The organism is Flectobacillus roseus (assembly GCF_030056595.1).
Taxonomy (GTDB): domain Bacteria; phylum Bacteroidota; class Bacteroidia; order Cytophagales; family Spirosomataceae; genus Flectobacillus; species Flectobacillus roseus.
Genome location: NZ_JASHIF010000022.1, coordinates 75,233 through 101,988, shown reverse-complemented (window position 1 = coordinate 101,988; position 26,756 = coordinate 75,233). Strand labels below are relative to the sequence as shown.

Below are 26,756 nucleotides of genomic sequence, written 5' to 3'. Positions count from 1 at the left end.
ACTTCATAAAACTTTAGCAAACAAAAACTCAATGGATAAATTTTTGTTGAAAGATTATCCTCTTTCAATCAGAGCTTTATCAAGATACTTTATACAATATGAAAATCGGTTATGCACGTGTAAGTACACAAGAACAAACGCTCGACCTACAAATTGATGCATTAAAAAAATATGGCTGTGAAAATATTTTTACAGACAAAGTTTCTGGTTTGAAGGCACACAAACCAGAGTTTGAAGAAATGATGAAATTTGTTCGAGAAGGAGATACGGTTGTAATCTGGAAACTCGATCGACTAGGACGCTCGACCAAGCATTTGATTGATTTGGTAGCAGAGTTGGAAAGACGTAAAATCAACCTTGTTTCACTCAATGACCCTATTGATACTACTTCACCAAGTGGAATTTTAGTGTTCCAAATTTTCTGTGCATTAGCAGAACACGAAAGAAATATCATTGTACAAAGAACGAAAGCAGGATTGGCTTCGGCGCGAGCTCGTGGACGCATGGGTGGTCGTCCCAAAGGTTTGTTGCCTAAATATCAAGATATTGCCCCAGCCGTAAAAGAACTTTACGACGCTCAAAAACTTTCAACTACGCAAATTATGAAGTTCTTCAAAATTGGAAGTCGTCGTACTTTTTACAAAATCTTGGCACATGCTGGGGTTAAGGTTCAAGGCTTTACCAAAAAACGAACTCGTCGCAAAGAAGATCCACAATAATCTAATCTCGTTCTAATGCACTTTATACCAATGTATTAAAGCCTCTGCCTTACTTTTGTATTCAAGTAATTAGGGTTGGGATTAAGATTTAGGAAATTAAGCCATTAGTACATTTTCATGCATCAGTTATAGTCTCAAACTCATGGCTTAATTCCTAAACTTCTTTGACAATACAGGTTTAAGTCTTTTACGCATCGAAAATTTGACGGGTTTGGTCATTATTATTAAACCCTCAAACCAAAATAAACAGACAAAACAAAACCAATTACTGATTAAAATTATCTCATGGAGAATCAGCACATTTTGATTGTAGAGGATGAGCAGAAGGTCGCTAATTTCATCAAAAAAGGATTAGAAACTCAGTCCTTTGAAGCATTAATCGCAGAGGATGGTCAAACTGCCATCGACACTTTTTCGAAACATACATTTGATTTAGTAATACTTGATATAGGCCTGCCAGGGATAAGTGGTCTTGAAGTTTGTGCCAAAATTAGAGAATCTAATACCCAAGTTCCCATTTTGATGCTCACGGCTTTAGGAAGTATGGCAGACAAACTTAGTGGTTTTGAGGTTGGTACAGACGACTATCTAGTAAAACCATTTGACTTTATGGAACTATTGGTTCGAGTGAAAGCACTTCTTAAACGAAGTACACCAAGCCTCACTCAGCCCAACGAAATTTTAAAAGTAGCTGATTTAGAACTTGACTTAGCTCAAAAATTAGCCTTTAGAGGTGGAAGACAGATTGAACTCACTGCCAAGGAATATAGTCTACTTGAATACCTAATGCGTAATCGAGGTCGTGTAATCTCAAAAGTTGATATTGCCGAAAACGTTTGGGATATCAATTTTGATACTGGCACCAATTTTATTGAAGTCTATATCAATTATTTAAGAAATAAAGTGGATAAAGGCTTCGAAAATAAGTTAATCCACACAGTCGTAGGCATGGGATATGTATTAAAAGCAAAGTAATCATATGACAATCCGCACTCGACTCACCTTGATGTTCAGTAGTATCGTGGTGGCTTTGCTTGTGCTTTTTTGCACTCTATTGTACTGGGAAGAAGCATTGCATAGACAAAATGTTTTTACCAATCGTCTCAAGCATGAGGGTATAACTTCGGCAGAGGCGCTATTGGGAAACGAAAAGTTTAGCCCTCAACTACTCAAGTTATTAGACAAAAACCAAATGACAGTTTTGGACAAAGAAGAGATTGTCATTTTTGATTTGAATAAAAAGATTGTCTACGAAAGTGGTACTGATTATTTCGACATACCCAAAAGCAGGCTCGACGAAGTAATTAAAAATGGAGAATTATACTGGCGAGTGGGGCAAGGTGAAATCTTTGGCTTTCGCTACCAACTAGGGAAAGCTCAAGTATTAATTTTCTCTTCGGCAGTAGATGTTTACGGTTTGAGTAAACAACGCAACCTTGCCATTATGTTAGTGGCAGGTTGTTTACTTACCACGTTAGTAGTATTTATTGCAGGTTGGATTTTTGCGGGTAGAGCCTTACAGCCTATCAATCGTATTATCAATCAAATTGACACGATTACGGCATCTAATCTAGATTCAAGATTAGATGAGGGAAATAGAACCGATGAGATAGCACAGTTGTCTCTGCGTTTCAACCAAATGCTCGAACGTTTACAGAAAGCATTTCGTCTCCAAAAATCATTTGTTGCACATGCATCACACGAATTACGAACACCTTTAACTGCTATAACAGGACAAATTCAAGTGTCACTTTTGGCAGATGACTCTCCTGAGGAATTAAAGGTGATGATACAGTCAGTTTTGGAAGATGTTCAACAACTCAACAAACTGGCAAACGGTCTTTTAGATATTGCTGGCATGGATTCTAATCAAACGCCACTCAAACACAATTTGGTTAATTTGACCGAATTACTTTGGAGCGTTCGTCAAGAGCTAAGCGAGAAAAAGCCAGAATATGAGGTCTTATTATTGTTAGAACAGGAAAAAGATTTCATGCCTGAGCTTTATGCACACGAAGCCTTGCTATACACTGCACTAATTAATTTAATTGAAAACGGTGCTAAGTTTTCAGACAATAATACTGTTAGCGTGAAAATAGAGTGTATCGAAAATGGAGCGCGTGTAACTATTCATAATTCAGGCAAACCAATTCCTGAAAATGAGATTTTAGAAATTTTTGAGCCATTCAAACGAGGCTCTAATTCAAGAAATACCCCTGGGCATGGTGTTGGTTTGTCTTTAGTAAAAAAAATAATAGAACTACATCAGGGTCAAATCACCGTACAATCTGCCGAAAATATTGGCACAACTTTCACGGTGATATTACCTTACAAAGCTCAAACAAAAATCTAATATCGTTCTAAGCTGAGTCTGAAGTTGTCCTAATATTGAGGTTGCATCTTTGTAATAGAAACAAAAACAAAGAACCATTAAACAATCTCGTCATGAAAACTTGGATATATGCACTCGCTTTAATTTTAACTGCCAACTTAGCAGCAGAAGCACAAAATACTTGGACCAGCGACCCTGGTTACAGTACACACAACTACAAACACCCAAATAAAGCTGCGGCTGCCAAAAAACAAGCCGAAAAAAATCACAATACAGCTTTTGTGGTAGTTGGAAAAACTAGTAGAGATTACAAAAAATTCGCTGATGAAGCAACAGAGAAAAAATTACTGTTGGAATATGGTAAAACACCAGAAGAATTAGCGAATGTCAAAAATTATAAAATGCCACATACAAACACTACCAACTCTGCTTCGGTTGAGAAGGAGATTGCGGTAAAAGCAGAGAGGGTAGATAAAAACTAAAATCATTGTATAGAGTTAGTTGATTTAAAGGCTTGTTGGTGCTGAAAAGTATTTCGACAAGCCTTTTTCCTAAAATTCGTTTAGAATCACTAGCAATCAGTACAATATCGGTGGGATTTGTCCATCATTAACCTGTTCAGTTCCTAGCTCTGCACCTTTTATCTTTTCAAAAATCTCCTACACCCCATTACTCAAGGGTAATCAAACAGAATACAGTTAAAACACTTTAGGTAAAATAGTGTTAAAATACATGAAAGTATATCGAATATCCAGCCTATCAAGGCTAAGGTATAAGTTAGTGGGCAAAATAAAATTTAATTTTTGAGCTTACGGCTTTCAGCGTTGAGCATTCGGGAAAAATATATCTATTGTTACTAAAAAACGATTTAACACTCTTTGCCTTGTGTCTGTTGCCTTGTGCCTTTAACAAAAAACTTAAATCATATTCTGCACGATTACTTAAATATATTTAAACTACTGATATTTCGAAGAAGAGCTTAGTGAAAAATGGATGATGATTTTACCTTCGAAGTAATATAGAATTACGAAACTAAAAATATTCATATTAAATTGTTGGTAAAAAGCACTGTTAGACCGCTTGGCTCGAAACAGTGCATCTTTTTTTATACCCACTTCAAACCAACTTTATTCGGCTGTACTTTTCCAACAAATTTTCTAAATGCTATATCTTCTTGTGAGAGGCATATATTTGAACAGGGTAAAACCATCATAAAAAAAGAAGGTGACCTAATTGCTTAAGTCACCTTTTTTTCCGACTTCGCTTGAAGTCTAGAATTACTAACCCGATATTAACGAATTACTCTGAGGCATTTGTTCTCATTGAGAACTTCATGATCCTAATAAACCTATCTTTGACAGTACAAAGATGGAAAATCTATTTTATATATTTTTATTTATATTTTTCAGCATTATCATAAATAAAATTTATAATAAAACTAATATCTTGTATGACAAACTATTAAGCATCCTTTTTGAAACTATATACAAAAGGCGCTTTATGGGATTTGCCCGAAAACTGCTTTTCATGTCTATTCAAAATCCCTTTTGCTAACATAGAACGCTGAAAAGTTGTTCTTCTAATTTCTTGTCCTAGGATTGATTCATAGACAGTTTGTAATTCTTTCATCGTAAATCTTTCAGGTAAAAGATTCATTCCCACTAGTTTTTTATCTAAATTATCTCTCAGCGTCTCAAGTGCCTTTGCTACAATCATAGTGTGATCTTGCATAAGCGTAGGAAGTTGGTCGATATTATACCAGCAACAACTATCCGACAATTCATCTGGTTGTGGATTTACGCTTTCATAATTTATCAGGGCATAATATCCTACCGAAATAAACCTATCTAATAGCCAGCAATCCTCTACAGGATTATGTCCTCCCCCTTTCATAATCATTTCCATCGTCTCAGGGATATATCTTTCGAGACTTCCAAATACATGAAACTGCTCCAAATAAATATTGTCTAAGCCTGTACGCTCTCGAAGACCACGACGAACTGCATCGTCAAGACTCTCGTTGATTTTGACAAAACCGCCAGGTAAGGCAAACAATTTTGTATTATGATATTCAGAAATTAAAATCTTTAACTGTTTTCCATCAAATCCAAAAATGACCGAATCATAGGCAATATGAGCTAAATATCCTGCTTCTTTTGCCGTTGCAACCTGAGTAATATCTACTTTATCCATTTTCGAATATAAAAAAAATCTATGAAAATATTGTATTTTTTAGTTTTTCAACCTACTATTGTCAGTCAATGAGACAATAGTAAAACATTCAGAACAATATCCAATGAAAACCCTCAAATCTAGTATTGCTGCGATTGCACTATGTATTTCGAGCATTTCAATGGCACAACATGCCGAGAATAGCTATGCATTTCCTGTTCAAGTCAATGTTGAGCAAGGAATTATCGAAGGCGAATTTGATGTTCGCTCAAATATTCAGAGTTTTAAAGGTATTCCATTTGCCAAACCACCCGTTGGTGACCTACGTTGGAAAGCTCCTCAAGCACCAGATAAGTGGTCTGGAATACGCCAAACCAAGAAATTCGGTCCAAGAGCAGTACAACCTGCTTTATTTGGCGACATGGGTTTCCGTAGCGATGGCATGAGCGAAGATTGCCTATACCTCAATGTCTGGTCTCCTGCCAAGTCAAACGATGAAAAACTACCTGTTTTGGTATATTTCTACGGTGGTGGTTTTGCGGCTGGCGATGGTTCCGAATATCGTTATGACGGCGAAAATATGGCAAAAAAAGGAATTGTAACAGTAACTGTCAATTATCGTTTGAATATTTTCGGATTTTTCTCTCACCCTGAGCTAAGTAAAGAAACCTCATATAAAGGTTCGGGCAATTATGGCTTGTTAGACCAAAACGCTGCCTTGAAATGGGTACAAGCGAATATTGCTAAATTTGGAGGTGATCCAAAACGTGTTACCATTGCTGGGGAATCAGCAGGTTCGGCTTCGGTAAGTGCTCAAATGGCCTCGCCCCTATCCAAAAATCTAATTGCTGGCGCTATCGGCGAAAGTGGTTCTTTGCTAACAGCTACTCCGCTAGCTGATGCCGAAAAATTAGGGGTTGATTTTGCTACAAAAGCAGGTGCAAAATCCCTAAAAGATTTACGAGCATTATCTACTTTTGAGCTTTACCAAAAATACAGAGCACAAAATGCAGGGTTCAGAACAACGCTTGATGGTTATTTTTTCCCAAAAACTTTTACCGAAATTTTTGAATCAAAACAACAAGCAATGGTACCACTTATGCTAGGTTGGAACTCGGAAGAAATGAACTATCGTGCCATTATGGCTGGCAAAGAGTTGAACAATGAAAATTATGCTCAGCGTGTAAAAGAGTTATACGGGGCTAAAGCTGAAGAAGTTTTAAGACTATATCCAGCTGGAGCTCCAGAAGTAACTGAACAATCTGCCACTGATTTGGCTGGTGACCGTTTTATAGGCTTTAGTACTTGGAAATGGTTTGATTTGCACCGCAAAAATAGTGATCAGCCTGTTTATCGCTATTATTATGCGCAACCTCGTCCAGATATGCGTGAAAGTGATTTGGAGGCTGGTTTAGCAGGTGGTGTTATCAAAAAAGATAAGAATGCACCAAAAGCTCCTAAACCAAAAGGAGCCGTTCACTCGGCTGAAATTGAATATGCGATGGGAAATCTAGCGACCAACAAGGTATATGCTTGGACAGAAGACGACTACAAAGTATCGGATACAATGATGAATTATTTTGCCAATTTCATCAAAACAGGAAATCCGAATGGTGAGAAATTACCTAGCTGGCCAGCAGCCAAAAATGAAGAAAAGCCAGAAGTATTAATCATCAATGCCAACACAAAGGCAGTTCGTTCGGAAAATGAAGCGAGATATTTCTTTTTGGATAAAGATTTTCTGAAGAAATAATATTTCATGATTTCGCTTTAGGCGGTAAGCCGTAGGTATTATGCTGAAAAGCTTCCATATTCCACAAGAAAGACTTTCCAGTTTTTAGTTTATGGCATAAAGCCCAGATTTTTTACCCAATAACCGAACAAAGAGCTAGAGGCACAAAGTGAATAAAACTCACTTTGTGCCTCTAGCTCTTTGCCCCTGTTCACTCTGTTACAATTTTATCAAACCCAATGCTATTGCTTCAGGAAATGAAATTTCATCTTGAAAATCTGGCTCTATGATTACACCTTCACCTAGTTCGCGTAGGTGTCTCCATTCGGTTTCTAGTCCATTTTCTAGAATAAAACTTCCTCTTACAATCAGGCTCAAATGTGAGGCATTTGCTTTTTTCAAACTAGCACTCACTTTTTTCAAGGCCTCCGTTTGTTTAATCGAGTTCGACTGAGATATCTCAGCAGATTTACTTGAGACTACTGCCTGGAGCTCTTCTAGCGATTCAACGGGCTTCTCAACGGTTGCTTTGGCTAGTTGTTGAATCAGTTTTTTCTCAATCTTTTTGCTTCCTTCCAACACCTGCTGTTTCAAAGCTCCTTGCATTTTGTCAATACCTTGTGCAAAAACAGCATCTCGCTTGATCGTAGCAGGACTTACTTTAAATTCTTCTGCCAATACCGATGCGGTATCAACGATGTCGGTGTAGGTACCACGCAAGCCTCCCTGACGATTTTTCATGCGTTGATATTTCAAGCCTCTAAAATATGACAATTGTTCCACAGTCATATTTCGGCGACCTACCTGAAAATCAATCATAAAATCTTTTACTTCGTCAATCGAAGGAAAAGTCATCAAGTCAATCTGAAAATCAACTCTATTTTTCTGACAAATTTCATAACGGTGATGTCCATCAAATAAGACAAAAGCAGGCTCACTTGGCGTAGGATGACTGGGGTTGATTACTCCTTGAGTCGTATCCCAAACCAAAAGAGGTGTACGACAGCCGTTTGCAATAATGCTATCTTCTAAAGACTTATACTCTTCGGCACTCAAACTCGGAATAAATTCTTTGAGTTCTGGTAAAACCAAAAGGTTCTTTTTTACATTTTCCGATGAGATTAACTTATTGTTTTTGAGTGTATTAGCAGTATTAATAGCTACCTGTTTTTTAAAATCTATCCCTTTCATACCACTTGTTAGTTATTAATCACTTGCAAATATTCCACGTATTCATCACAAAAATCTTTGTAACACTTGTAGGCTTCCGACGAAGCATTTAACGTTCCTAAAGTAGCTTGTAACGCTTGAGATTTTTGGAAATCGATTAAATGTCTGATTTCGGTATTAAACACCCTAAAATCACTTCCCATGTTTGCTCTCAATGCCTCTTTGAAGCCATCATGAACCGTATTCTTTTTAACCATCGTAAACACAATTCCATCCAAAGTTAAATCACGATTGGTATGTGTTTTAACTTCACTGATACGGTTTAGCAATGAGTTTAATCCCTTCAATGATGACGATTCAGGAAGCATTGCAATCAAAGTAGAATTGGATGCATTCAGCGCTGATACCGTCAACTTACTCAAACTTGGTGGACAATCGATAAGGATATAGTCGTATTCCTCCAAAAGAGGTTCAATCTTATGCTTTAATCGAACATCACCTCCTACTTTTGACAATAAATCAACCTCGATTTCAGCTAAAGTAATATCAGATGGTGCCAACCAAAGGTTTTCCAAAATTTGTACGGTAGGTAACTGAATATCGGTAAATAGGCAATCTGCAATTTGCAATTCGGGATTTTCTATGCCCAAAATTTGAGATAAGTTACCTTGTGGGTCAAAATCAATTAATAATACCTTAAAGCCTTTTCTGACCAATGTTTCGCCCAAACATGCTGTCGTAGTAGTTTTTCCGACACCACCTTTATGGTTTACAATCGAAATCACACGAGCACTTTGATAGAGGTATTCGTTGTAGCCATATTTGCGCAAAATAGGCTCTAATTTTGCCAAATCGTCTTCGCTTAGTTTTCGAGAACCATTCGAATTGAACACTAAATCTAATTTGCGTTTGGGTAATCCTGCTTCATCATTAACTCCATTGACACTGAGGGATGGATTGTGACGAAAAAAAGAGACTATTTTCTCTAAAGTCAGGTTGCTTCTCATAAATATTGTTTCGTAAACTTGAAATTCAATTCAAATAATGTGTTGATTTTTTAGAAATAATTTAAGCCTAATGCTTTGGCTTGGGCGCCGTAATGCTTGATCAAACCCTCAAATAAATTCAAATCTTGGTAATGTTCGAGCGTTGTGATGACTATCGCTTCAAAGCCTGTATTTTCGTTAAAATAGGCTAAAAAACTTTCGAGGCTAATTTCTGTACCTACTTTGGACACATAGCTGTCATAGTAAATGGCTGAAAAAGCTGAGGTATTGAGCGAATTCAACACTCTTTGATACAACTGTTGATTTTGTTGGAGCACTTCTAGTACCAATTTTTTCTTTTGCTTGTATACTTCATGTAAAAAATCATCCTGTTGCTGCTTTAATTGCTCAAGTTGAAGTTTTTCATTTTCTGACTTTTTCAATACAGCTTTCAATACTCGCTTCTCCTCTTCTACAGCCTTTTGGCGCTCTACCAATTGCGATGAACTAACGATGGTTTTAAGGTACGCAGGAATATTCTTGATTTTCTTGGGTTCTTTTTCCAATTCTGCTTGCACATATTCCACCCCCAAAATCACCTGCTCGATTGGATATTGCTCCAGCCAATTTTGAATGGTTGAGGAATCTATTCCCCAAACTTGCACAATACTAGAAAGTCTCAGTAACGTACTCGACTCAAAATTGGGCTGGGTATTCGACTCCAGCACTTCAAAATGCGAATCCTCAGCTTCTTGACTTGTTGGGGTAGTTTCTATTTCTAGTTGAGCTTGTGTTTTATGAGGATTTTTACGAATCACAAACTGTAAGGCTACCACTTTTTTCCCTTCCTTGATTTCATTAAAATCAAAGATCAAATCAGAGTTTTTAATTAGCTCGTCTTGCGCTTTGACAACCACTTTTTGTTTGAACAAACCGTACAGCTCATATTTGTTTTCGAGATTAAACATCCGACGCATTTCTTCTACGGTAAATTGGAACTTACCGAAACGCTCAAATTCTTTACAAAAACCATAAAACCGAATGGCATACACGCTATCCATCGACACAATGTTGCGGACATCGATGTAGGTAAAATTCTTTTTGAGTTGCAACAAATAGGCATCCAACATGGGCGGAAACAAAAAACTAAATGCGCCTTCTTTTTTGTGGTATTCAATTTGTGCTAAAATGTTGGCCACTTTCCAACCCCGCTCATCTTCCAAGAAGATTTCTTTCTTCATCAACTTCCGTGACTCCTTTTCCAACAGGTTGTAGAGATAATCACTAGTTTTTGTTTTTAGAAACTGAGAAACTTCCGAAACCTTCACTTTGGTCACCTTAAAACCTGATGAAGTCTGGTCTGTATTTAAAACCAAAAAGTGAAAAATCTTCATTTGAAAGGCTGTTAGGTCAAATCTTGCGTTGAGCAATGGATTTCCCAACACTACCATATAAGAACTACTGGAGATTCGCTCCAATGCTTCTATTTCTTTGTTTTCTTGGGTAGTTCTCTTTTTAATACCTTGCTTCATAGTTAATCTCTCATCATCATCTTTTCAAATTTATATATATCCCTAATAGTGATTCAATTTTGTATCAAATTTACAAGAATATTTTATTATTACAAGCAAAATAGATTCAAAATTGTATCAATATTGACGTTTATTAATATCTATAAAAATTGTATTTTTCCGATATCAAAAAAGGCACTCTAAAAGTTATACCTGACACTTCAAAAGTTATATTAACACACTCTAAAAGTTATATTAACACACTCTAAAAGTTATACTTGACACTTCAAAAGTTATATTAAGCACTCTAAAAGTTATATTAACACTATATAAAATATTGAAAATCAAATAGTTACGAAAGAGGAAATATTAGGAAATACTTAAGGAAATAAAAAAGAAATACTCTCAAATGTAAAAAGTGAGATTTTTTTGATTGTTTTTTGAAGAAAAAAAATTGGATAAAAATAGAGAAAACTTTTAAAGTCAGAATCCACTTTTTTTTGTAAAACTTTTACTTTGTATGAAATTAGGAATCTTACGCCGACACTTTAAAAGTTATATTTAGGAGATTTTGGCGAAATAGCTTCTCTTCCGTCAACACTCTAAAAGTTATGGTTAAAAATACACTATTACGTGTCATCTGTATAGTCATGATATAATTGGCGCTTTTTTGCCTCGAAATCTTCGATTTAAGACACTTTTATTACTTCTATGGGTAAATACCTCACTTAAACTTAAAATGTCGCTAAAAAACGTGGTTTTTGGAAGCCGAGCTTTTTTGACTTGAGTAAAAATGCTAGAAAGAGCGTTCAACCATTATTTTGAGAATTTCAATATTCTTAATTTCAATCTGCATGATATTTGAGCAAAGTGTCACAGTGATACTTTGCTTCCAAGTTGTGTCTTGGTAAAATTGAAAAGATGAGTCGTAGCGAAAGCCTCAACGCTGAGTTGCTTAGATGTTCAAATGTGTAACCTTCTACTTGGTTTGAATGACAGTTTGTTTAAGATTCGAAAGTCTATGAGACAATAGAGAATTCATCGGTGAGTTTTAGGATACCACACTTGGCTGTTGAACGCTGAGTCTTAGAGGGATTACTTTTAACAAATAGGTTCTCAAACAATTATGCTTTGAAGTGTGTAATAAAACTTGGCAAGATGAAGTATAATTATTGAAGCTGTTTTAACTTTTCAAAAAATAGTTTTATTGATTTATTCTTAGCCTTACTTTTTGTCTTGAAACAAAAAGTAACAAAAAATTCAAGAATTTATAAACTCGCTTCGCTCAAACAGTATAAATTCATTGCTGACGCAAGAAATTATACTAAAGTTTAAACAGCTTTATTGATAATCTATTTTGAAAATTTTAAAAAGTAAGGAAATAGAGTATTTCATAAAAAGTGCGTTTGTATGAAAATTTGCCAGAAAAGCAAAGTGTCACAGTGATACTTTGCCCCTCTTTTACACTTCAAAAGTTATATTTAGAGGCCTTTATAATATAACTTTTGAAGTGTGATTTTTAAAATCACATTGATTTTTACGGCGTAAAATGAATAAATAATTTAAGATTTTTGCACAAAAAATTGATAAAAAAGCGCCCATCAAAATAGACCTTTGATGGGCGCTTTTTCTTATTTGAAGACAGTTTTTATCACGACAGGTTGATGATCCGAGGGATATTTGTTGTCATAAGCATCCGTTAAAACGGCATATTTTAATACCTCAAAATGCTTGTCGACAAAAATATAATCGATTCTATCCTTGAGCGGAGCATCATGTTTGAAACCGTTAAATGTACCAACAGGACCATAAGGAGGCATTTTTGTCACCAAATACGAATCGCCCAATGACGCTTGCATGATCTTGATTTGTTCTGTATCTGGAGTAGAATTGAAGTCTCCCACACAAATTGCTGGCGTATTTTTGGCGATTTCTTTAATCTTTTGAACCATCAAGAAACCAGATTGACGACGAGCCTCAACACCTTGGTGATCGAAGTGAACACTAAAGAAGTAGAACGTTTTTCCTGATTTTACTTCTTTAAATTTTCCCCAAGAGCAAATACGGTTACAACAGGTAGCGTCCCAGCCTTTTGAGGGTTTATCTGGCGTTTGGCTCAACCAAAAATCGCCATGTTCTAACAACTTGAATTTGTCTTTGCGGTAAACAATCGCAGAGTGTTCTCCTGCCTCTTTACCATCGTCGCGACCTACGCCCGTGTAGGTATATTCAGGCATTTCGACTAAATCTTTTAATTGGCCAGCAAATCCTTCTTGCGTTCCGAAAATATCGAATTCATGATAACGAATCAATTTTTTTACTTCCTCCTTGCGATTTGGCCATGCATTGATACCATCGCCAGACGTGTTAAGTCTTAAATTATAAGTGGCAACATTGAGTGTCTGAGAGGACGCTTCTTGCATCAAAAGCAAGCCTGCGATAAGTCCGAGGATTTTTTTCATAAGCTGAGATTTGTTTTAGTTGATATAAAAATTGAGTGTTAAGGGCAAAGTATCACAATGAGCTTTTGCCTAATTGGTTTCATCACTGATGATACTCTTTACTTTTTTAGCATTTTTGATTCTGTAATTGAGCGTAAGATTAATTTGTCTTCTTCTAAATTGCGAACTACCATCGGTAATAAAATTGGCTCCTTCTGTCACAAAACGAGAAACTCGCGTATTGAATATGTCCATAATATTCAAGTTAAGTGTTCCTTTGCCTTGAAAAACCTCCTTGCTTACCGAAAAGTCGATATAATACATCGAGAGTCGTCGACCTTGTACCGTTTTTTGCGGGGCTTCATAATTCGCTCTTACTTGGATATCTAGGCGGTTGGGCAAACTGAATTTTGAGGTATGTCTTGCAAACCAGCTTTGGGTATTTCGCTTGTAATTCTCGTCAATATTACTTCCATCCATATCGGCATTGAAAATGCTAAAACTAAAATCGCTTTTCCACCATTGATAAAAATTGACTTGTGAAGCGATGTCTAAGCCAAATGATTTTTCTCCTGTTAAGTTTTCAGGTCTTGTTGTAGCAAATCCCAAATCATTCACACTTCTAATCGTTTGAATTTTGTCTTTGGTATCTCTATAAAACAAAGATGAACTTAAAGACCCAAATTTAAAGTATTTGATATGACCAATTTCAAATGCGTTTGTAAACTCTGGATTAAGATTTGGATTACCCCCAAAAAAGTTACGACTATCTGAGAAGGTTGCAAAAGGACTTAAATCATTGTAAAAAGGTCTTCTTACACGACGACTAAAGCTAAGTTGTAGAGAGTTTTCGTTGGGCATTTCCCAAGCAATATGGGCGCTAGGAAATAGATTTGAGTAATTTCTAGGGTTTACCTCATTGGTCTCTCGCAAGGTGGTTTTTACATTAGTCCATTCAGCTCTCAGGCCAATCTGATAGGATAATTTCTTGTATTTGTCACCTACGATTCCGTACACAGCGTTGATATTTTCGGTATAAATAAAATAGTTTTTTAATCCAGGCAATGGGACAAAGACGCCATTTTCATTTTGCTGATTTACCACATAATCGTTGACCATATCTCTAAAATTGGCTCTTGCTCCTACTTCTACTTTTCCTTCTTTGCGGATTGGTTTTGAATAATCTGTCTGAAATAACCACTGCTTTTCGTATTCGTCATTCAAGGAGTTTTGTAATAAAGTTTGGGCTTTATCAACCGAACCGTTGGGTTTAAATGCATTTTGTGTAAATAATTGCTCAGAGCGTTCCCAGTTATCGATGTAGCGTACTTCGGCAGAAAAGTTATGATTTTTCTTATCAAAATCTCGACGATACGTTAAAGCATATTCAGAGTTTGGTTCGGTTTCTTTTTCGTCTTGTTGGCGATAGGTCGTTCTAATAAGATTGTTTAATGAGTTTACATAGTCCTTGTAGACTAAATCTGTAATTCTACGAGCGTCCGAGCGACGAAATAAATAGGAGGCAGTCAAGTAGCTTTTTTCTGAAAAGAAATAATCCAAACCACCTTGAATGTTGTTGTTAAAACCCTTCAAATTTCCGTTGCGGTCTTGATCTGAGATGAGTGTCGTATCTCCGTCAAAAACACGTTGAAAATTATGAGCAATATTGGGTGTAATACGATAGGCGATACCATAATTCAGAAAAAAGTTTAGTTTTTGGTGACGGTAATTCATGTTAATACCCAAACCTTCGTTGACAGGATAACCAGTAATCACATCAAACGAACCATTGAAACCTTGTTTTTTATCTTTTTTCAGAATGATATTAATAATGCCAGCCATACCTTCTGCCTCGTATCTAGCCGAAGGGTTGGTAATTACTTCTACTCGCTCAATCATGCTTGCCTGTAATGATTGTAGTCCTGCACCACCTTTAAAACTTACTAATCCTGACGGTTTTCCATCGATTAAGATACGAACATTGTCGCTTCCTCGGAGTTTGATACCGCCATCTGGTTCAACAGATACCGAAGGAATATTGGTAAGAATGTCACTGGCTGTACCACCTGCATTGGCCAAATCTTTTCCGACGTTGAATACTCTTTTATCCAATGCCATTTCCATCGTACTTTTTTCTGCCCGAACTTCAACCTCTGTAAGTTGCTGGCTTTGCGATTGGAGAGGAATATTGCCAAGGTCAATGGTTGCATTCGCTTTATTGAGTGTTAAAATATCAGATTTCCAGATTTTGTAACCCATAAATTCAGCAGCCACTCTATAAATTCCAAATGGAACTTGGAGTGAAAAAATGCCCTTTTCGCTAGTGATTCCACCTGTAATTATTTTCTCGGTTTTAGCATCGAGTACACGGATACTAGTGTAAGACATGATTTCTGAAGTCTTTGAGTCAATCACTTTCCCGCTAATGGTGGCCTTATTCTGTGAATAGAGCGGAATACTTGCAAGCATAGCAATGAAAGCAAAGAGATAAGTAAAGGTTAATTTCATAAGCTAAATAGTATTTTAATTGGATGCACAAAAGTATGAATCATAATAGGACATTCTATCCTTAGATAAAGGGCAAAGTATCACAATGAGCTTTTGCCTAGAATTAAGAAATCTTCAGACTAGTTCAAGACTTAGTCTTGGACTTATTTTTTTATACAGTTTTATAACTGAAGCAATAGCTTGTCCGAGACGAAGTTTAGAACTAGGTAGCAAAGTATCAAAATGAGCTTTTGCCTAGAATTAAATAACCTTCTTACTAGTTCAAGACTTAGTCTTGGACCAGTAATTTTATACAGTTTAAAACTGTAACAATAGCCAGTCCGAGACAAAATATCGAGCTAGGGCAAAGTATCAAAATGAGCTTTTGCCTAGAATTAAAAAACCTTCTCACTAGTTCAAGACTTATTCTTGAACTCACTACTTTATACAGTTTTAAAAACTGAAGCAATATCTAGTCCGAGACACAGTCTCGAACTAGATAGCAAAGTATCACAATGAGCTTTTGCTCATTGATAATGGGAAAAAAATAAAGGGCAAAGTATCAGAGTGACACTTTGCCCTTTAAACTGTAAACGGAGTATGTAATTATTTATATGCCGAAATAGTCTGAATTGTACCATCTGGATTATGGTGTAATTCTGTGACTTTTACATTTCTCAAATGTGTTTGTCCTGAAATTTGCACATCATGATAGAATAAATACCATTTGCCTTTAACTTCAACTATTGAATGATGGTTTGTCCAGCCTTCAACTGGGTTTAGTACAACTCCTTTGTAGGTAAATGGTCCATAAGGAGAATCTCCTGTGGCATAACTGATAAAATGAGTATCACCAGTAGAGTAGGAAAAATAGTATTTTCCACGGAATTTGTGCATCCAAGCTGCCTCAAAAAATCGCTTGTCATTATTTCCTTCCAATAGTAAGTTCCCTTGCTCGTCCAAGATTTGAATATCCTTTGGACTTTCTGAAAAGCTTTTTAAATCAGGAGATAGTTTGGCAATCTTGGGTAGTAGCGCTTTTTCGTTCGCTTTTTGCAAAGCGCCATTAGCATCATATTTACCTGTTTTCCAACGTTGCAATTGTCCACCCCAAATACCGCCAAAATACATATAATAACTTCCATCTGAATCTTTAAAAACAGCAGGGTCTATACTAAAACTGCCTTCGATGGGTTTTTTCTCTGCTTTAAACGGACCAGAAGGCTTTTTACTGGTGGCAACACCTATTCTAAAAATTCCTTCTTGGTCTTTGGCTGGGAAAAATAGATAGTAAGTGCCATTTTTGTAGGCTGCATCTGGTGCCCAAAGTTGCTTACTTGCCCAAGGTACATCTTTCAAATCGAGTGCAACACCATGGTCGGTAACTTTTCCACCGATTTTGTCCATTGAAAGGATATGAAAATCTTTCATATCAAACTTCGCGCCATCGGCATCTCTACTAACATTCGTTTCAATATCGTGTGAAGGATAGATATAAATTTTACCTTCAAAAACATGAGCCGAAGGATCTGCCGTATAGATATGCTTTACGAGTGGTTGTGAAATTGGCTGTTTTTTCTGTTGAGCAATAGAGATTTGCGAAAGCAGAAAAAGAGCAGAGGCATATATACTGAAGTTTCTTTTTTTCATATTAATAATACAAAGTAATTTTACTTGAAATTATTGTAAAACGCTATTTAATAATAATTTATGTAAAATAGTGTTAAAATTATTTAGAATCCAATAGAGTTTCCTCCATCAACTGGAAGTGAGGCACCTGTAATATATTTTGCTGCATCTGAAGCTAAAAACACCACTGCCATTCCGATATCTTCAGGTTTGCCAAAAAAGCCCATAGGCGTACGATCAAGCGCTTTATTCATACGCGCAGGGTCACTGCTCATGGCTGTTTGCATCATAGCCGTTTCGATAAAACCTGGCGCAACTGCATTGACCCTAACTTGGCTTGGCGACAAATCCATCGCCAAGGATTTCACTAATCCTTCAACGCCATGTTTTGAAGCAGAATAAGCAGGTACGCGGTCGATACCATAATAGGCAGCCATAGACGAAATCATAATAATATTTCCCGACTTACGACCCACCATTCGTTGAGCAACGGTACGTGTTAGCGAAAAAACTGCATTAAGATTCGTATGAATAATTCTCTGGAAATCTTCGTCTGTTACTTCTAACGCAGGTTTTTTCATATTGATACCAGCATTATTAACAAGAATATCAATGGCTCCGATTTGTGTTTCGATATGCTCAACTAAGTTTTCTAACTGGTCAAGTAAAGTCACATCGTTTACTACATATTTGGCTTTATCGCCTAGTTGTTGAACGGCTTCTTGAAGTGCATGCTCACGACGACCCGTGATGACTACTGTTGCGCCAGCTTCTATCATACATTGAGCTATGGCATAACCAATACCGCTTCCGCCGCCTGTTATTAAGGCAATTTTGTTATCAAGTCTAAAATTCATAAGGTAATTAAGTTTTGGTATCGAGCTAATATTTTGATTTAAAAGTTTAAATGACAGATTATTAGCTCGAAATTTTAATTGAATATTATGCCGTAAGAATATGACCCTTTGTGGAGCTATTTCCACAAAGACAAAATGAATCCCAATTTACTTAAGTTGATAAATTCGTACAATTTCCTTCATTTCGTCAAGCGTTCTGCTTGGCACTTGATACGGAGTTGGGATTGGCTGCTTTGAGTATTGTTGAAAGTACAATACGCAGGCATCACGCCAGTTGAGCGCTTCACGATGCTGTGCGGCTAATCGACCCGATACATCGGCAAAGACTTGTGGGTCAATAGAGGATTGAACAGAATTCCATTGTTTTTGCATCCATTCTACTGATTTTACACCTTCATAATAGCGACTAGCGAACTCATTCCAAAGCGTTTTGCCAGAACTAAGTTTTTTATTCCATGAAACATGGTGAAACCACAATAAATAGGTGAGAGGACAAGTCTCAGGATTTCCCCATAGAGCTTGAACTTCTTTGTTATATAAACCAAGGGCATTACTTCCTTGTGCGGTTCTATCAAAACCAAGTCCAACAGAATCGGCGCGATGGTAATAAATGGCTGTCCAGTCGGGGCGGGCACTTTTTTCGAGCCAGGGTTCTGGACCAAAGTGAATATTTTGTCCCATGACATGATGCAAGCCGAGAGGAGTGGTAAAATCCACATAAATTTCACGTGATTTCATCATCAAATCTTGAATCGTCGCAACTGCTTTAGGCTCTTGAGTTAGACTCATTTTTATCCATTCCGAAGCAATTTGTTCAGAGCTAAGACTATGATTCCAAGCCAATCGACCAAAGGCATACCAGTTGGCTTGAGACATCAGATGTCCCGTCCAGTTTCGGTCTGAACCAGTATTAGCTACCCCAGCTATAGCCGTAAGTGAATGATTATCAACGCTTCCATCAACTATTTTAGCGACGGTTGAGCCTTTCCCATTTGAATAAGTATCACTTTCGAGACATTCTTTGAAAAGAGGTGCTTCGTACACAAGGTTAGTACTAAAACCCAAATATTCTTGTGTAAGCTGGAATTCCATAGCCAGTGGCGTTTTGGGCATAGCACCAAAAAGCGGATGAAACGGCTCACGAGATTGAAAATCAATTGGTCCATTTTTTACTTGAACCAGTACGTTTGAAGCAAAAGTCCCATCAAGCGGTTTAAAATCCTTGTATGCCTCTTTGAAACGGTCGCCTTTAGGGTCGGCAGCATAGACAAAAGCACGCCAAATGACAATTCCTTTGTAAGGAGCTATTGCTTCGGCAAGCATATTAGCACCATCGGCATGGGTTCTACCGAAGTCTTGCGGGCCTGGTTCGCCTTCGGAATTAGCTTTTACCAAGTATCCTCCAAAATCTGGAATAGCACTGTAAATATCTTTAGTAACATTTTTCCACCAATTTCTTACTTCTGGAGCCATTGGGTCTGAGTTTTTGGCACCACCCAAGAGTTTTGGCGCAGCAAAATTTAGGGAAAGAAATACCTTGATTCCGTAAGGACGAAAAACATCTGCTAAGGCTTTTACTTTTACGATATATTCTTTGGTCAAAAATCTAGCGCTGGCATTAACATTATTTAAAACTACCGCATTGATACCGATTGAGGCATTTGCACGCGCATAATCAATGTATCGTTGGTCGATTACTTCTGGCAATTCGTACCATTTCCAAAGTGAAGAACCCGCATAACCACGCTCGATTGTACCCAGAGGGTTATCCCAGTGGTTGAGCATGCGATATTTGATTTTGGGCGAATCCGTAATATTAAGTTGAGCAATTGAGTTACCACTTTGTATCTGTCTCAATAAAGCAAAAGAACCATATAATACCCCAGAGGCTGAACGAGAACGGATAACGATATTCTGATTTTCTTCACGAATAATAAAACCATCTTCCGCAAGTTGATTCGTTTGCTCATTTTGAATAATTTGAAGAATTATTCCCCCCTTTTTTCCTGCTGGATTAGTAAAAATTAAAATCTTTTTCCCTAATAATCCAGTCAAACCAGCTTGCAGTTCTTTTTGAGCTGTTTTTATGATAACTTCTTGATTATCAGAATAAATAAACTGACATTTTTGAGCATAGCTATTTCTTTGTTGAATATTAGCAACAAGGTCAAATTTTAACCAGAGCCTATACCCATCATCCGCATGAGCTAATTGAGTTATGCTCAAAAGTAGGATGAAAATTAGTTTTTGAAAATATCTCATACGTGGTAAGTTAGTACGCAAAATAAAATTTAAGATTGTGCTTTGGGCTTTTAGGTAAGGGCTTTCGGCGGTGGGCTTTGGAAAAAAGCATGGCTGTGGTTATTAAAAACATTTTAAAACTCTTTGCCCGGATCCTATTGCCTTTTACTACAATAGGCTCCTTTTGATTCCTAATTCTAGTCCTCTAAGCTCAGCAAGTCCCTTTAGACGACCGATGGCAGAATAGCCAGGGTAGGTTTTTTTACCATTTGTCAAATCATCAAGCATCAAATGACCATGATCGGGGCGCATTGGAATTTGTCGTTCGGCCCCCTTTTTGTTTTCTTCCAAAACAACTGCTTTTACGACCTCATACATATCGACATCGCCAGTGAGATGGGCAGCTTCGTGAAAATTCAATGGATTTTCTTCTCTTTTGGTCGTGCGTAAATGCAGAAAATGAATACGATGTCCCCAACGAGTTATCATTCCTGCTAAGTCATTATCTTCTCTAACTCCCAGAGAACCAGTACAAAAGGTAATTCCGTTGGCAGTGACGTCACAAGCTTGCATCAATTGCACCAAATCTGATTCGGTACTCACAACACGTGGTAAACCCAACAAGGATTTTGGAGGATCATCGGGGTGAATACATAGATTGACGCCTAGTTCTTGGGCTAATGGAGCAATCTGCTGAATAAAATAATACAGGTTGGCACGAAGTTCGGCATCGCCGATGTGTGAATAATTATCTAACAATCCTTGAAAAGTAGTGAGACTAAATGCTTCTTCAGAACCGGGTAAACCCAACAAAACCGTATTGGTTAGTTCTTTGAGTTCATCCGCTGTCATTTGTTCGAATTTAGCTTTTGCGGCCTCCTGAACTTCCTGTGTATAGTCATTTTTGGCTTTGGGACGTCGAAGAATGTACAAATCGAACAAAGCAAAATCTTGCCAAACAAAGCGTAGGGCTTGTGAACCATCTGGCATGGTGTAATTGAGCTTGGTGCGCGACCAATCTAACACAGGCATAAAATTGTAGCAAACAATAGTAACCCCACACGCCGCCAAATTGCGTAGAGAAGTTTTATAGTTCTCAATATATAAGTCACGAGAAGGAAGACCTTTTTTGATATCCTCATGCACGGGAAGACTTTCTACAACGAGCCATTTCAGCGGTGAATACTGTTGATTATCAGCTTCAATGATTTGAATTCTTTCTAGAATGGCCTCCTTTGACCATATTTCACCGACAGGAATCTGATGAAGAGCGGAAACAACCCCCGTACACCCTGCCTGGCGAATATCCATAAGCGAGACAGGGTCTTTAGGGCCAAACCAACGCATAGTATGTATCATACTGAGTAGTTTTTGGAAAATATACTTCTTAAAAAAGTTCAAGATTTTCGGAAATCATTTCCGATACTTGATATTAATTTGGGGAGATTTGAACTAAATGTAAGGCTATATTTTTATATTAAACAAAGTTTTTCTTGATATATTTTTATAAAAATATCGCAAACGTTTTCGAAAACGAATCCGATATATATCGGTATTTTCAATAAAAAGTTCTACTTTTATCCTTAGGAATCAATGTGTAGATTTGAAATTAAAGTAGATAGGAACGACATATAAAAAAAATACAAAAATGAGATTTAAGATTAGGAGTGAGCATATCAAGTGATAAAAAAAATGATTCAGACCATTATTCACAACTCGCTTAAATGCTCAGACACAATCAAGCATACATTATATGATACAATGTACTAATTGTCAAGAAACACAAAATTTGGTAAAGGCAGGCTTTGTAAGAGGCAAGCAGCGATTTCTTTGTAAATCTTGCGAAAGTTATTTCACTGTACAAACTACACCAGTTACGCCAGCTAAGAAAAACCACCAAACGACCATCGTCGATATTGCAAAGGCCTTGGGCGTGGCACCGTCTACTGTTTCGAGAGCCTTAAATAATAGCAAGGAGATAAATGAAAATACCCGTCAGGAAATCCTAAGAGTGGCTCAAGAACTTGATTATCGCCCTAATTTGTTAGCTCAAAGTCTTAACAGAGGAGCCACAAATACCATTGGTGTGGTGATTCCAGATATTCAAAGACCATTTTTTGCTGGAGTATTAGCTGGTATTCAACAAGTAGCAAGTAATGCGGGTTATCGGGTAATGATTTGCCAGTCAAACGAATCTCATTCTACCGAAACGCTCAATGTTCAGGCGTTAATGAGTAGTCAGGTGGATGGTCTGCTGATTAGCCATTCTGTCGAAACTACCTCTTTTGAGCATATTAAGCTCCATCTGAATAGAGGGATTCCGATTGTTCATTTTGATAGGGTTGCTTATGAATTGCCAACAGCAAAGGTGATTCTCGATAATTTTCGGGGTTCGTTTTTATTGGTAGAACACCTCATAAAGCAAGGTTGTAAGCGAATTGCTATTTGTGCTGGTCCGAAGGAGCTATTGATTAGTCAGGAGAGATTTGAAGGTTATAAATCTGCTTTGCGAGAATATGGGCTAACTTTTGACTCTGATTTGGTTTATCATATAGGTTTTAGAAAAAACGAAGCTGTTGATGCGCTAAATCAATGGTTATCTCTGGAATTGCCACCAGATGCCATTTTTGCGGTTCATCATGGCAATGCGATTGAGCTTATGGTAGAGTTGAAAAAGAGAGGAATCAAAATTCCAGCGCAAATTGCTGTAGCAGGTTTTGGTGATGATCAAATTGCTGAATTAATAGAGCCAGCTTTGACCGTTTTCCATCAATTTCCTCTTCAAGTCGGAGAAACCGCAGCTAATACGCTCATTAGCAATATCATTGACGGAGATAATTTTGTACCAGAGGATATTATTGTTCAAGGAAAATTGGTTGTGAGAAAGTCTTCGTTGAAGAATTAGTCAATTTGGAGATTTGAAGATTTGAAGATTTGAAGATTTGAAGATTTGAAGATTTGAAGATTTGAAGATTTGAAGATTTGAAAAAAGAGATAAATAGCAAGTTAGTTAAAAAATGTAGCTTACAATAAATTATTGATAATTAGGCTAATAAAAAAGGAATCCTGTACGCGGGATTCCTTTTTTATTAGCCTAAAATATCGGAAGATTCTACATTTTCAAATCTTCAAATTACCAAATCTCCAAATTGAAAAAATTACGCTTTTGTGTGTTTTTTGCGGTTAGCGATTTTTTCGATAACTACGAATAAAACAGGCACAATGAAGATTGCTAAGGACGTTGCTGACAACATACCTCCAAATACGGTCCAACCAATGGTTTTACGAGATTCGGCTGCGGCACCACTTGCAAATGCTAATGGTAATACACCTAATATAAAGGCTAGCGAAGTCATAATAATTGGACGCAAACGTAATTGAACAGCCTCCAAAGTAGCAGAAATAAGCTCCATACCATGGTCCACACGTTCTTTGGCAAACTCTACAATCAAGATGGCGTTTTTGGCCGCAAGACCAATCAAGGTAATCAAACCAATTTGTGCGTAGATATTGTTTGAAAGGTTTGGCAAAAGAGTCAATGTCAAAATTGAACCAAATGCACCAACTGGTACAGCAAATAGTACCGAGAATGGAATCGACCAACTTTCATACAAGGCTGCCAAGAACAAGAATACAAATACAATCGAAATGGCAAAGATGAGTACTGTACTATCTCCCGCTTTGATTTCCTCGCGGCTCATACCAGAGAATTCATATGAATATCCCACAGGTAATGTTCTAGCTGCAACTTCTTCTAGTGCTTTAATGGCTTGTCCACTACTAAAACCAGGTTTTGGTGTCCCGTTGATTTCGATAGCACGATACACGTTATAGTGAGAAATCAATGCCGCATTTTCGATGACTTTAGCGTTTACCAACGTCTTCAAAGGAACCATGTTACCAGCAGAGTTACGTACATAATACTGTTGGATTTTGTCCAAAGAAGAACGGAAACTACTATCGGCTTGCACCATTACACGGAAGTTACGACCATACAAGGTAAAATCGTTGACATACGAACTACCCAATAGCGTAGAAAGTGTACCAAATATATCATTAATATTGACCCCTTGCTTTTTGGCTTGGTCACGGTTTACATCTATCTGATAACCAGGTGTTCTGGCACTAAAGAAAGTGTATGCCATACCAATTTCTGGGCGTTTGTTCAGTTCTGCCAAGAAAGTACGAGCTACTTTTTCAAATTGCTGAATATTGTCAGGACTTGTAGTTTGTTGTAATTCAAAAGTAAAACCTGCCGTTTGACCCAAACCTGGGATAGCAGGAGGGGCAATTGGTAAAACACGAGCTTCTTTGATGTCAGAAGTGATTTTCTTGATATTATCAATCACACTTTGTACATGATGTTCTTTTCCTTTACGGTCCGACCAAGGTTTTAAGTTTACGAAGAAAGTACCAACGTTTGATTTGTTTGAGAAACTTACTACGTTCAAACCAGCAATACCACCCACAACACGAACTTCAGGAATACGCTCCAAACGACTCATGATATTTTGGAACATCTCTACGTTACGAGCCGTTGAAGTAGCTTCAGGCATTTCGTAAGTCACGTACATACGACCTTCATCTTCGGTAGGAATAAAACCTGTTGGTTTATTTTTGAATAAGAAGAAAAGACCTACAAACAAACAAACCATCATTACCAATACCAAAGGCGTAGCTTTAATCCACTTGGCAACGCCACGAGTGTATGCAAAAGAGAGTTTTTCGAAACGATTGTTAAACCATTTAAAAAATTTGTCCAATAAACCTGTTCGCTCACTATCACTAGGAGTTGGTTTAAGCATAATGGTACACAATGCTGGAGTCAATGACAAGGCTACAAATGCCGAAAGAATCACTGAAACCGCAATAGTAATGGCAAATTGTTGATACAAACGACCTACAATACCCGGTACAAAACTTACTGGAACGAATACCGCTGCCAAAATCAAAGCAATAGCGATTACAGGCCCAGAAATTTCTTTCATGGCTTTTTGTGTCGCTTCTTTTGGTGTTAAACCATGCTCGTCCATATTATGCTGAACGGCTTCCACAACCACAATAGCGTCATCCACTACGATACCAATCGCCAATACAAAGGCGAACAATGTTAGGGTATTGATGGTAAATCCAAACGGAATGAAAAAGATAAATGTCCCAATCAAGGATACGGGAATGGCCAAAATAGGAATCAAAGTAGCTCTCCAACTTTGTAAGAATAAGAATACTACGATAATTACCAAAATCAAGGCTTCCACCAAAGTATGAACTACTTCTTCGATCGATACTTTTACGACAGAAGCAGATTCTAATGGCACTACATAGTCAAGGTCTTTCGGGAAAGTCTTTTTCATTTCTGCCAAAGCTTTCGTTACGCCTTCATACGTTTCCAAGGTATTTCCTCCTGGTGCCAAATAAATAATCACAAACGCCGCTGGACGTTTTCCTACAAAGGCATTTACACCGTAGTCAAAACGACCTAGTTCAACACGAGCAACATCTTTGAGATATACGATACTTCCGATTGTTGGAGAGCTTCTTACAACAATATCTTCAAATTGCTCTTTGGTATTCAAACGGCTGTTTGTCAATACACTATATTCAAATGCTTGATTCTGTGGTTGTGGGTTACCACCAATTACCCCAGCCGCAACTTGTAGGTTTTGTTCTGCCAAAGCTGCAGAAACATCCGATGGTGTCATGCGTAGAGCCGCCAATTTTTCAGGATCCAACCAAATACGCATCCCAAAGTCATCAGCACGAGACACAATGTCCCCTACACCTTTGATACGTTGAAGGGCATCCTTCAAATAGATATTGGCATAGTTACCAATAAATTTCGCATCGTGAGTACCATTTGGCGAGTACAATGCCAATGCCATCATGATACTTGGGTTACGTTTACGAACCGTCAAACCCAAACGTTTTACCGCATCTGGAAGGGTTGGCTGTGCTACTGATACACGGTTTTGTACGTCTAGCGCAGCAATGTTAACGTCGGTACCAATATCGAAAGTTACGTTGATACTACTCTGACCGCTACTGGTACTATTTGATGACATATAACTCATGCCAGGCGTACCGTTAATTTGGGTTTCGATAGGAGTAGTGGTGGTTTGTTCTACCGTTTGAGCATCTGCCCCCGTGAATATACCCGATACAGTAACGGTAGGAGGGGTAATATCAGGATATTGGGAAACAGGCAGTGTCGCCATGGCAATAGCTCCCACAATTACAATCACAATGGATGTAACGATGGCAGTTATGGGGCGTTTTATAAAAACATCAGCTATCATAAGTAACAGATTTGTTGAATAGCTATGGGTGATTTTAAGTAGTAGTGCTGAATTGTGAGTATAATTATATGATTACTAATATTTTATCTCACTAATTTCTTCTGCTTAATTTTGCACGATTACTTAGATAAATAAAAAGCTATTTTGCTGGTAATGGATTGCTTAATTTTATTGCCAGAACAA

General features: G+C 37.4%; 17 protein-coding genes. 6 read left to right on the top strand and 11 right to left on the bottom strand.

What is annotated here, in order from left to right:
* The first annotated feature begins 98 nt into the window (after positions 1 to 98).
* The 4 genes from QM524_RS21360 to QM524_RS21345 all read left to right on the top strand — a co-directional run bounded on the left by QM524_RS21360 (position 99) and on the right by QM524_RS21345 (position 3,533).
* Complete coding sequence (locus QM524_RS21360) at positions 99 to 719, top strand: recombinase family protein (RefSeq protein WP_095163854.1); 621 nt, start codon at positions 99 to 101, stop codon at positions 717 to 719.
* A 285-nt stretch (positions 720 to 1,004) separates the two neighbouring features.
* Entirely contained in the window at positions 1,005 to 1,694 is a 690-nt protein-coding gene (locus QM524_RS21355; protein WP_283346140.1) for a response regulator, read from the top strand.
* A gap of 4 nt (positions 1,695 to 1,698) precedes the next feature.
* Positions 1,699 to 3,072 (top strand): HAMP domain-containing sensor histidine kinase, encoded by a 1,374-nt coding sequence (locus QM524_RS21350; protein ID WP_283346139.1) that lies wholly within the window; start codon positions 1,699 to 1,701, stop codon positions 3,070 to 3,072.
* A gap of 92 nt (positions 3,073 to 3,164) precedes the next feature.
* Positions 3,165 to 3,533 (top strand): hypothetical protein, encoded by a 369-nt coding sequence (locus tag QM524_RS21345; protein ID WP_283346138.1) that lies wholly within the window; start codon positions 3,165 to 3,167, stop codon positions 3,531 to 3,533.
* Between the two features lie 979 nt (positions 3,534 to 4,512).
* Here QM524_RS21345 and QM524_RS21340 read toward each other — a convergent pair.
* Positions 4,513 to 5,244: an NUDIX hydrolase gene (locus QM524_RS21340; protein WP_095163858.1), complete on the bottom strand. Its 732-nt coding sequence runs from the start codon at positions 5,242 to 5,244 to the stop codon at positions 4,513 to 4,515.
* Between the two features lie 103 nt (positions 5,245 to 5,347).
* Between QM524_RS21340 and QM524_RS21335 the strand changes: the two genes are divergently transcribed.
* Positions 5,348 to 6,976 (top strand): carboxylesterase/lipase family protein, encoded by a 1,629-nt coding sequence (locus QM524_RS21335; RefSeq protein WP_283346137.1) that lies wholly within the window; start codon positions 5,348 to 5,350, stop codon positions 6,974 to 6,976.
* Positions 6,977 to 7,174: 198 nt separating this feature from the next.
* Here the strand turns inward: QM524_RS21335 and QM524_RS21330 are convergent, their stop codons facing one another.
* The 9 genes from QM524_RS21330 to uxuA all read right to left on the bottom strand — a co-directional run bounded on the left by QM524_RS21330 (position 7,175) and on the right by uxuA (position 21,636).
* Entirely contained in the window at positions 7,175 to 8,146 is a 972-nt protein-coding gene (locus QM524_RS21330) for a ParB N-terminal domain-containing protein (protein ID WP_283346136.1), read from the bottom strand.
* A gap of 8 nt (positions 8,147 to 8,154) precedes the next feature.
* A complete protein-coding gene (locus tag QM524_RS21325; protein WP_095163861.1) occupies positions 8,155 to 9,132 on the bottom strand; it encodes a ParA family protein in 978 nt (325 codons plus the stop codon).
* A 50-nt stretch (positions 9,133 to 9,182) separates the two neighbouring features.
* The gene (locus QM524_RS21320) at positions 9,183 to 10,643 is read right to left on the bottom strand and encodes a replication initiation protein (protein ID WP_283346135.1); all 1,461 of its coding nucleotides are present in this window, start codon (positions 10,641 to 10,643) and stop codon (positions 9,183 to 9,185) included.
* 1,610 nt (positions 10,644 to 12,253) lie between these two features.
* Entirely contained in the window at positions 12,254 to 13,084 is an 831-nt protein-coding gene (locus tag QM524_RS21315) for an endonuclease/exonuclease/phosphatase family protein (protein WP_166577646.1), read from the bottom strand.
* Between the two features lie 69 nt (positions 13,085 to 13,153).
* Positions 13,154 to 15,571, bottom strand: a complete 2,418-nt coding sequence (locus QM524_RS21310; RefSeq protein ID WP_283346134.1) for a TonB-dependent receptor domain-containing protein — start codon at positions 15,569 to 15,571, stop codon at positions 13,154 to 13,156.
* Between the two features lie 585 nt (positions 15,572 to 16,156).
* The gene (locus QM524_RS21305) at positions 16,157 to 17,200 is read right to left on the bottom strand and encodes a glycoside hydrolase family 43 protein (RefSeq protein WP_283346133.1); all 1,044 of its coding nucleotides are present in this window, start codon (positions 17,198 to 17,200) and stop codon (positions 16,157 to 16,159) included.
* Between the two features lie 83 nt (positions 17,201 to 17,283).
* Positions 17,284 to 18,036 (bottom strand): SDR family NAD(P)-dependent oxidoreductase, encoded by a 753-nt coding sequence (locus QM524_RS21300; RefSeq protein WP_283346132.1) that lies wholly within the window; start codon positions 18,034 to 18,036, stop codon positions 17,284 to 17,286.
* A 147-nt stretch (positions 18,037 to 18,183) separates the two neighbouring features.
* Positions 18,184 to 20,298 carry an alpha-glucuronidase family glycosyl hydrolase gene (locus QM524_RS21295; protein ID WP_283346131.1) on the bottom strand — a complete coding sequence of 705 codons (2,115 nt, stop codon included), beginning with the start codon at positions 20,296 to 20,298 and terminating at the stop codon, positions 18,184 to 18,186.
* Between the two features lie 147 nt (positions 20,299 to 20,445).
* Entirely contained in the window at positions 20,446 to 21,636 is a 1,191-nt protein-coding gene (uxuA, locus tag QM524_RS21290; RefSeq protein WP_283346130.1) for a mannonate dehydratase, read from the bottom strand.
* Positions 21,637 to 22,030: 394 nt separating this feature from the next.
* Here uxuA and QM524_RS21285 point away from each other — a divergent pair, with 394 nt between their 5' ends.
* Positions 22,031 to 23,182, top strand: coding sequence for a LacI family DNA-binding transcriptional regulator (locus QM524_RS21285; protein ID WP_283346129.1), 1,152 nt, complete (start codon positions 22,031 to 22,033; stop codon positions 23,180 to 23,182).
* Positions 23,183 to 23,435: 253 nt separating this feature from the next.
* On the opposite strand, the gene QM524_RS21280 is transcribed toward QM524_RS21285, so the two are convergent.
* Positions 23,436 to 26,573: an efflux RND transporter permease subunit gene (locus tag QM524_RS21280; protein ID WP_166579988.1), complete on the bottom strand. Its 3,138-nt coding sequence runs from the start codon at positions 26,571 to 26,573 to the stop codon at positions 23,436 to 23,438.
* Positions 26,574 to 26,756 lie beyond the last annotated feature (183 nt).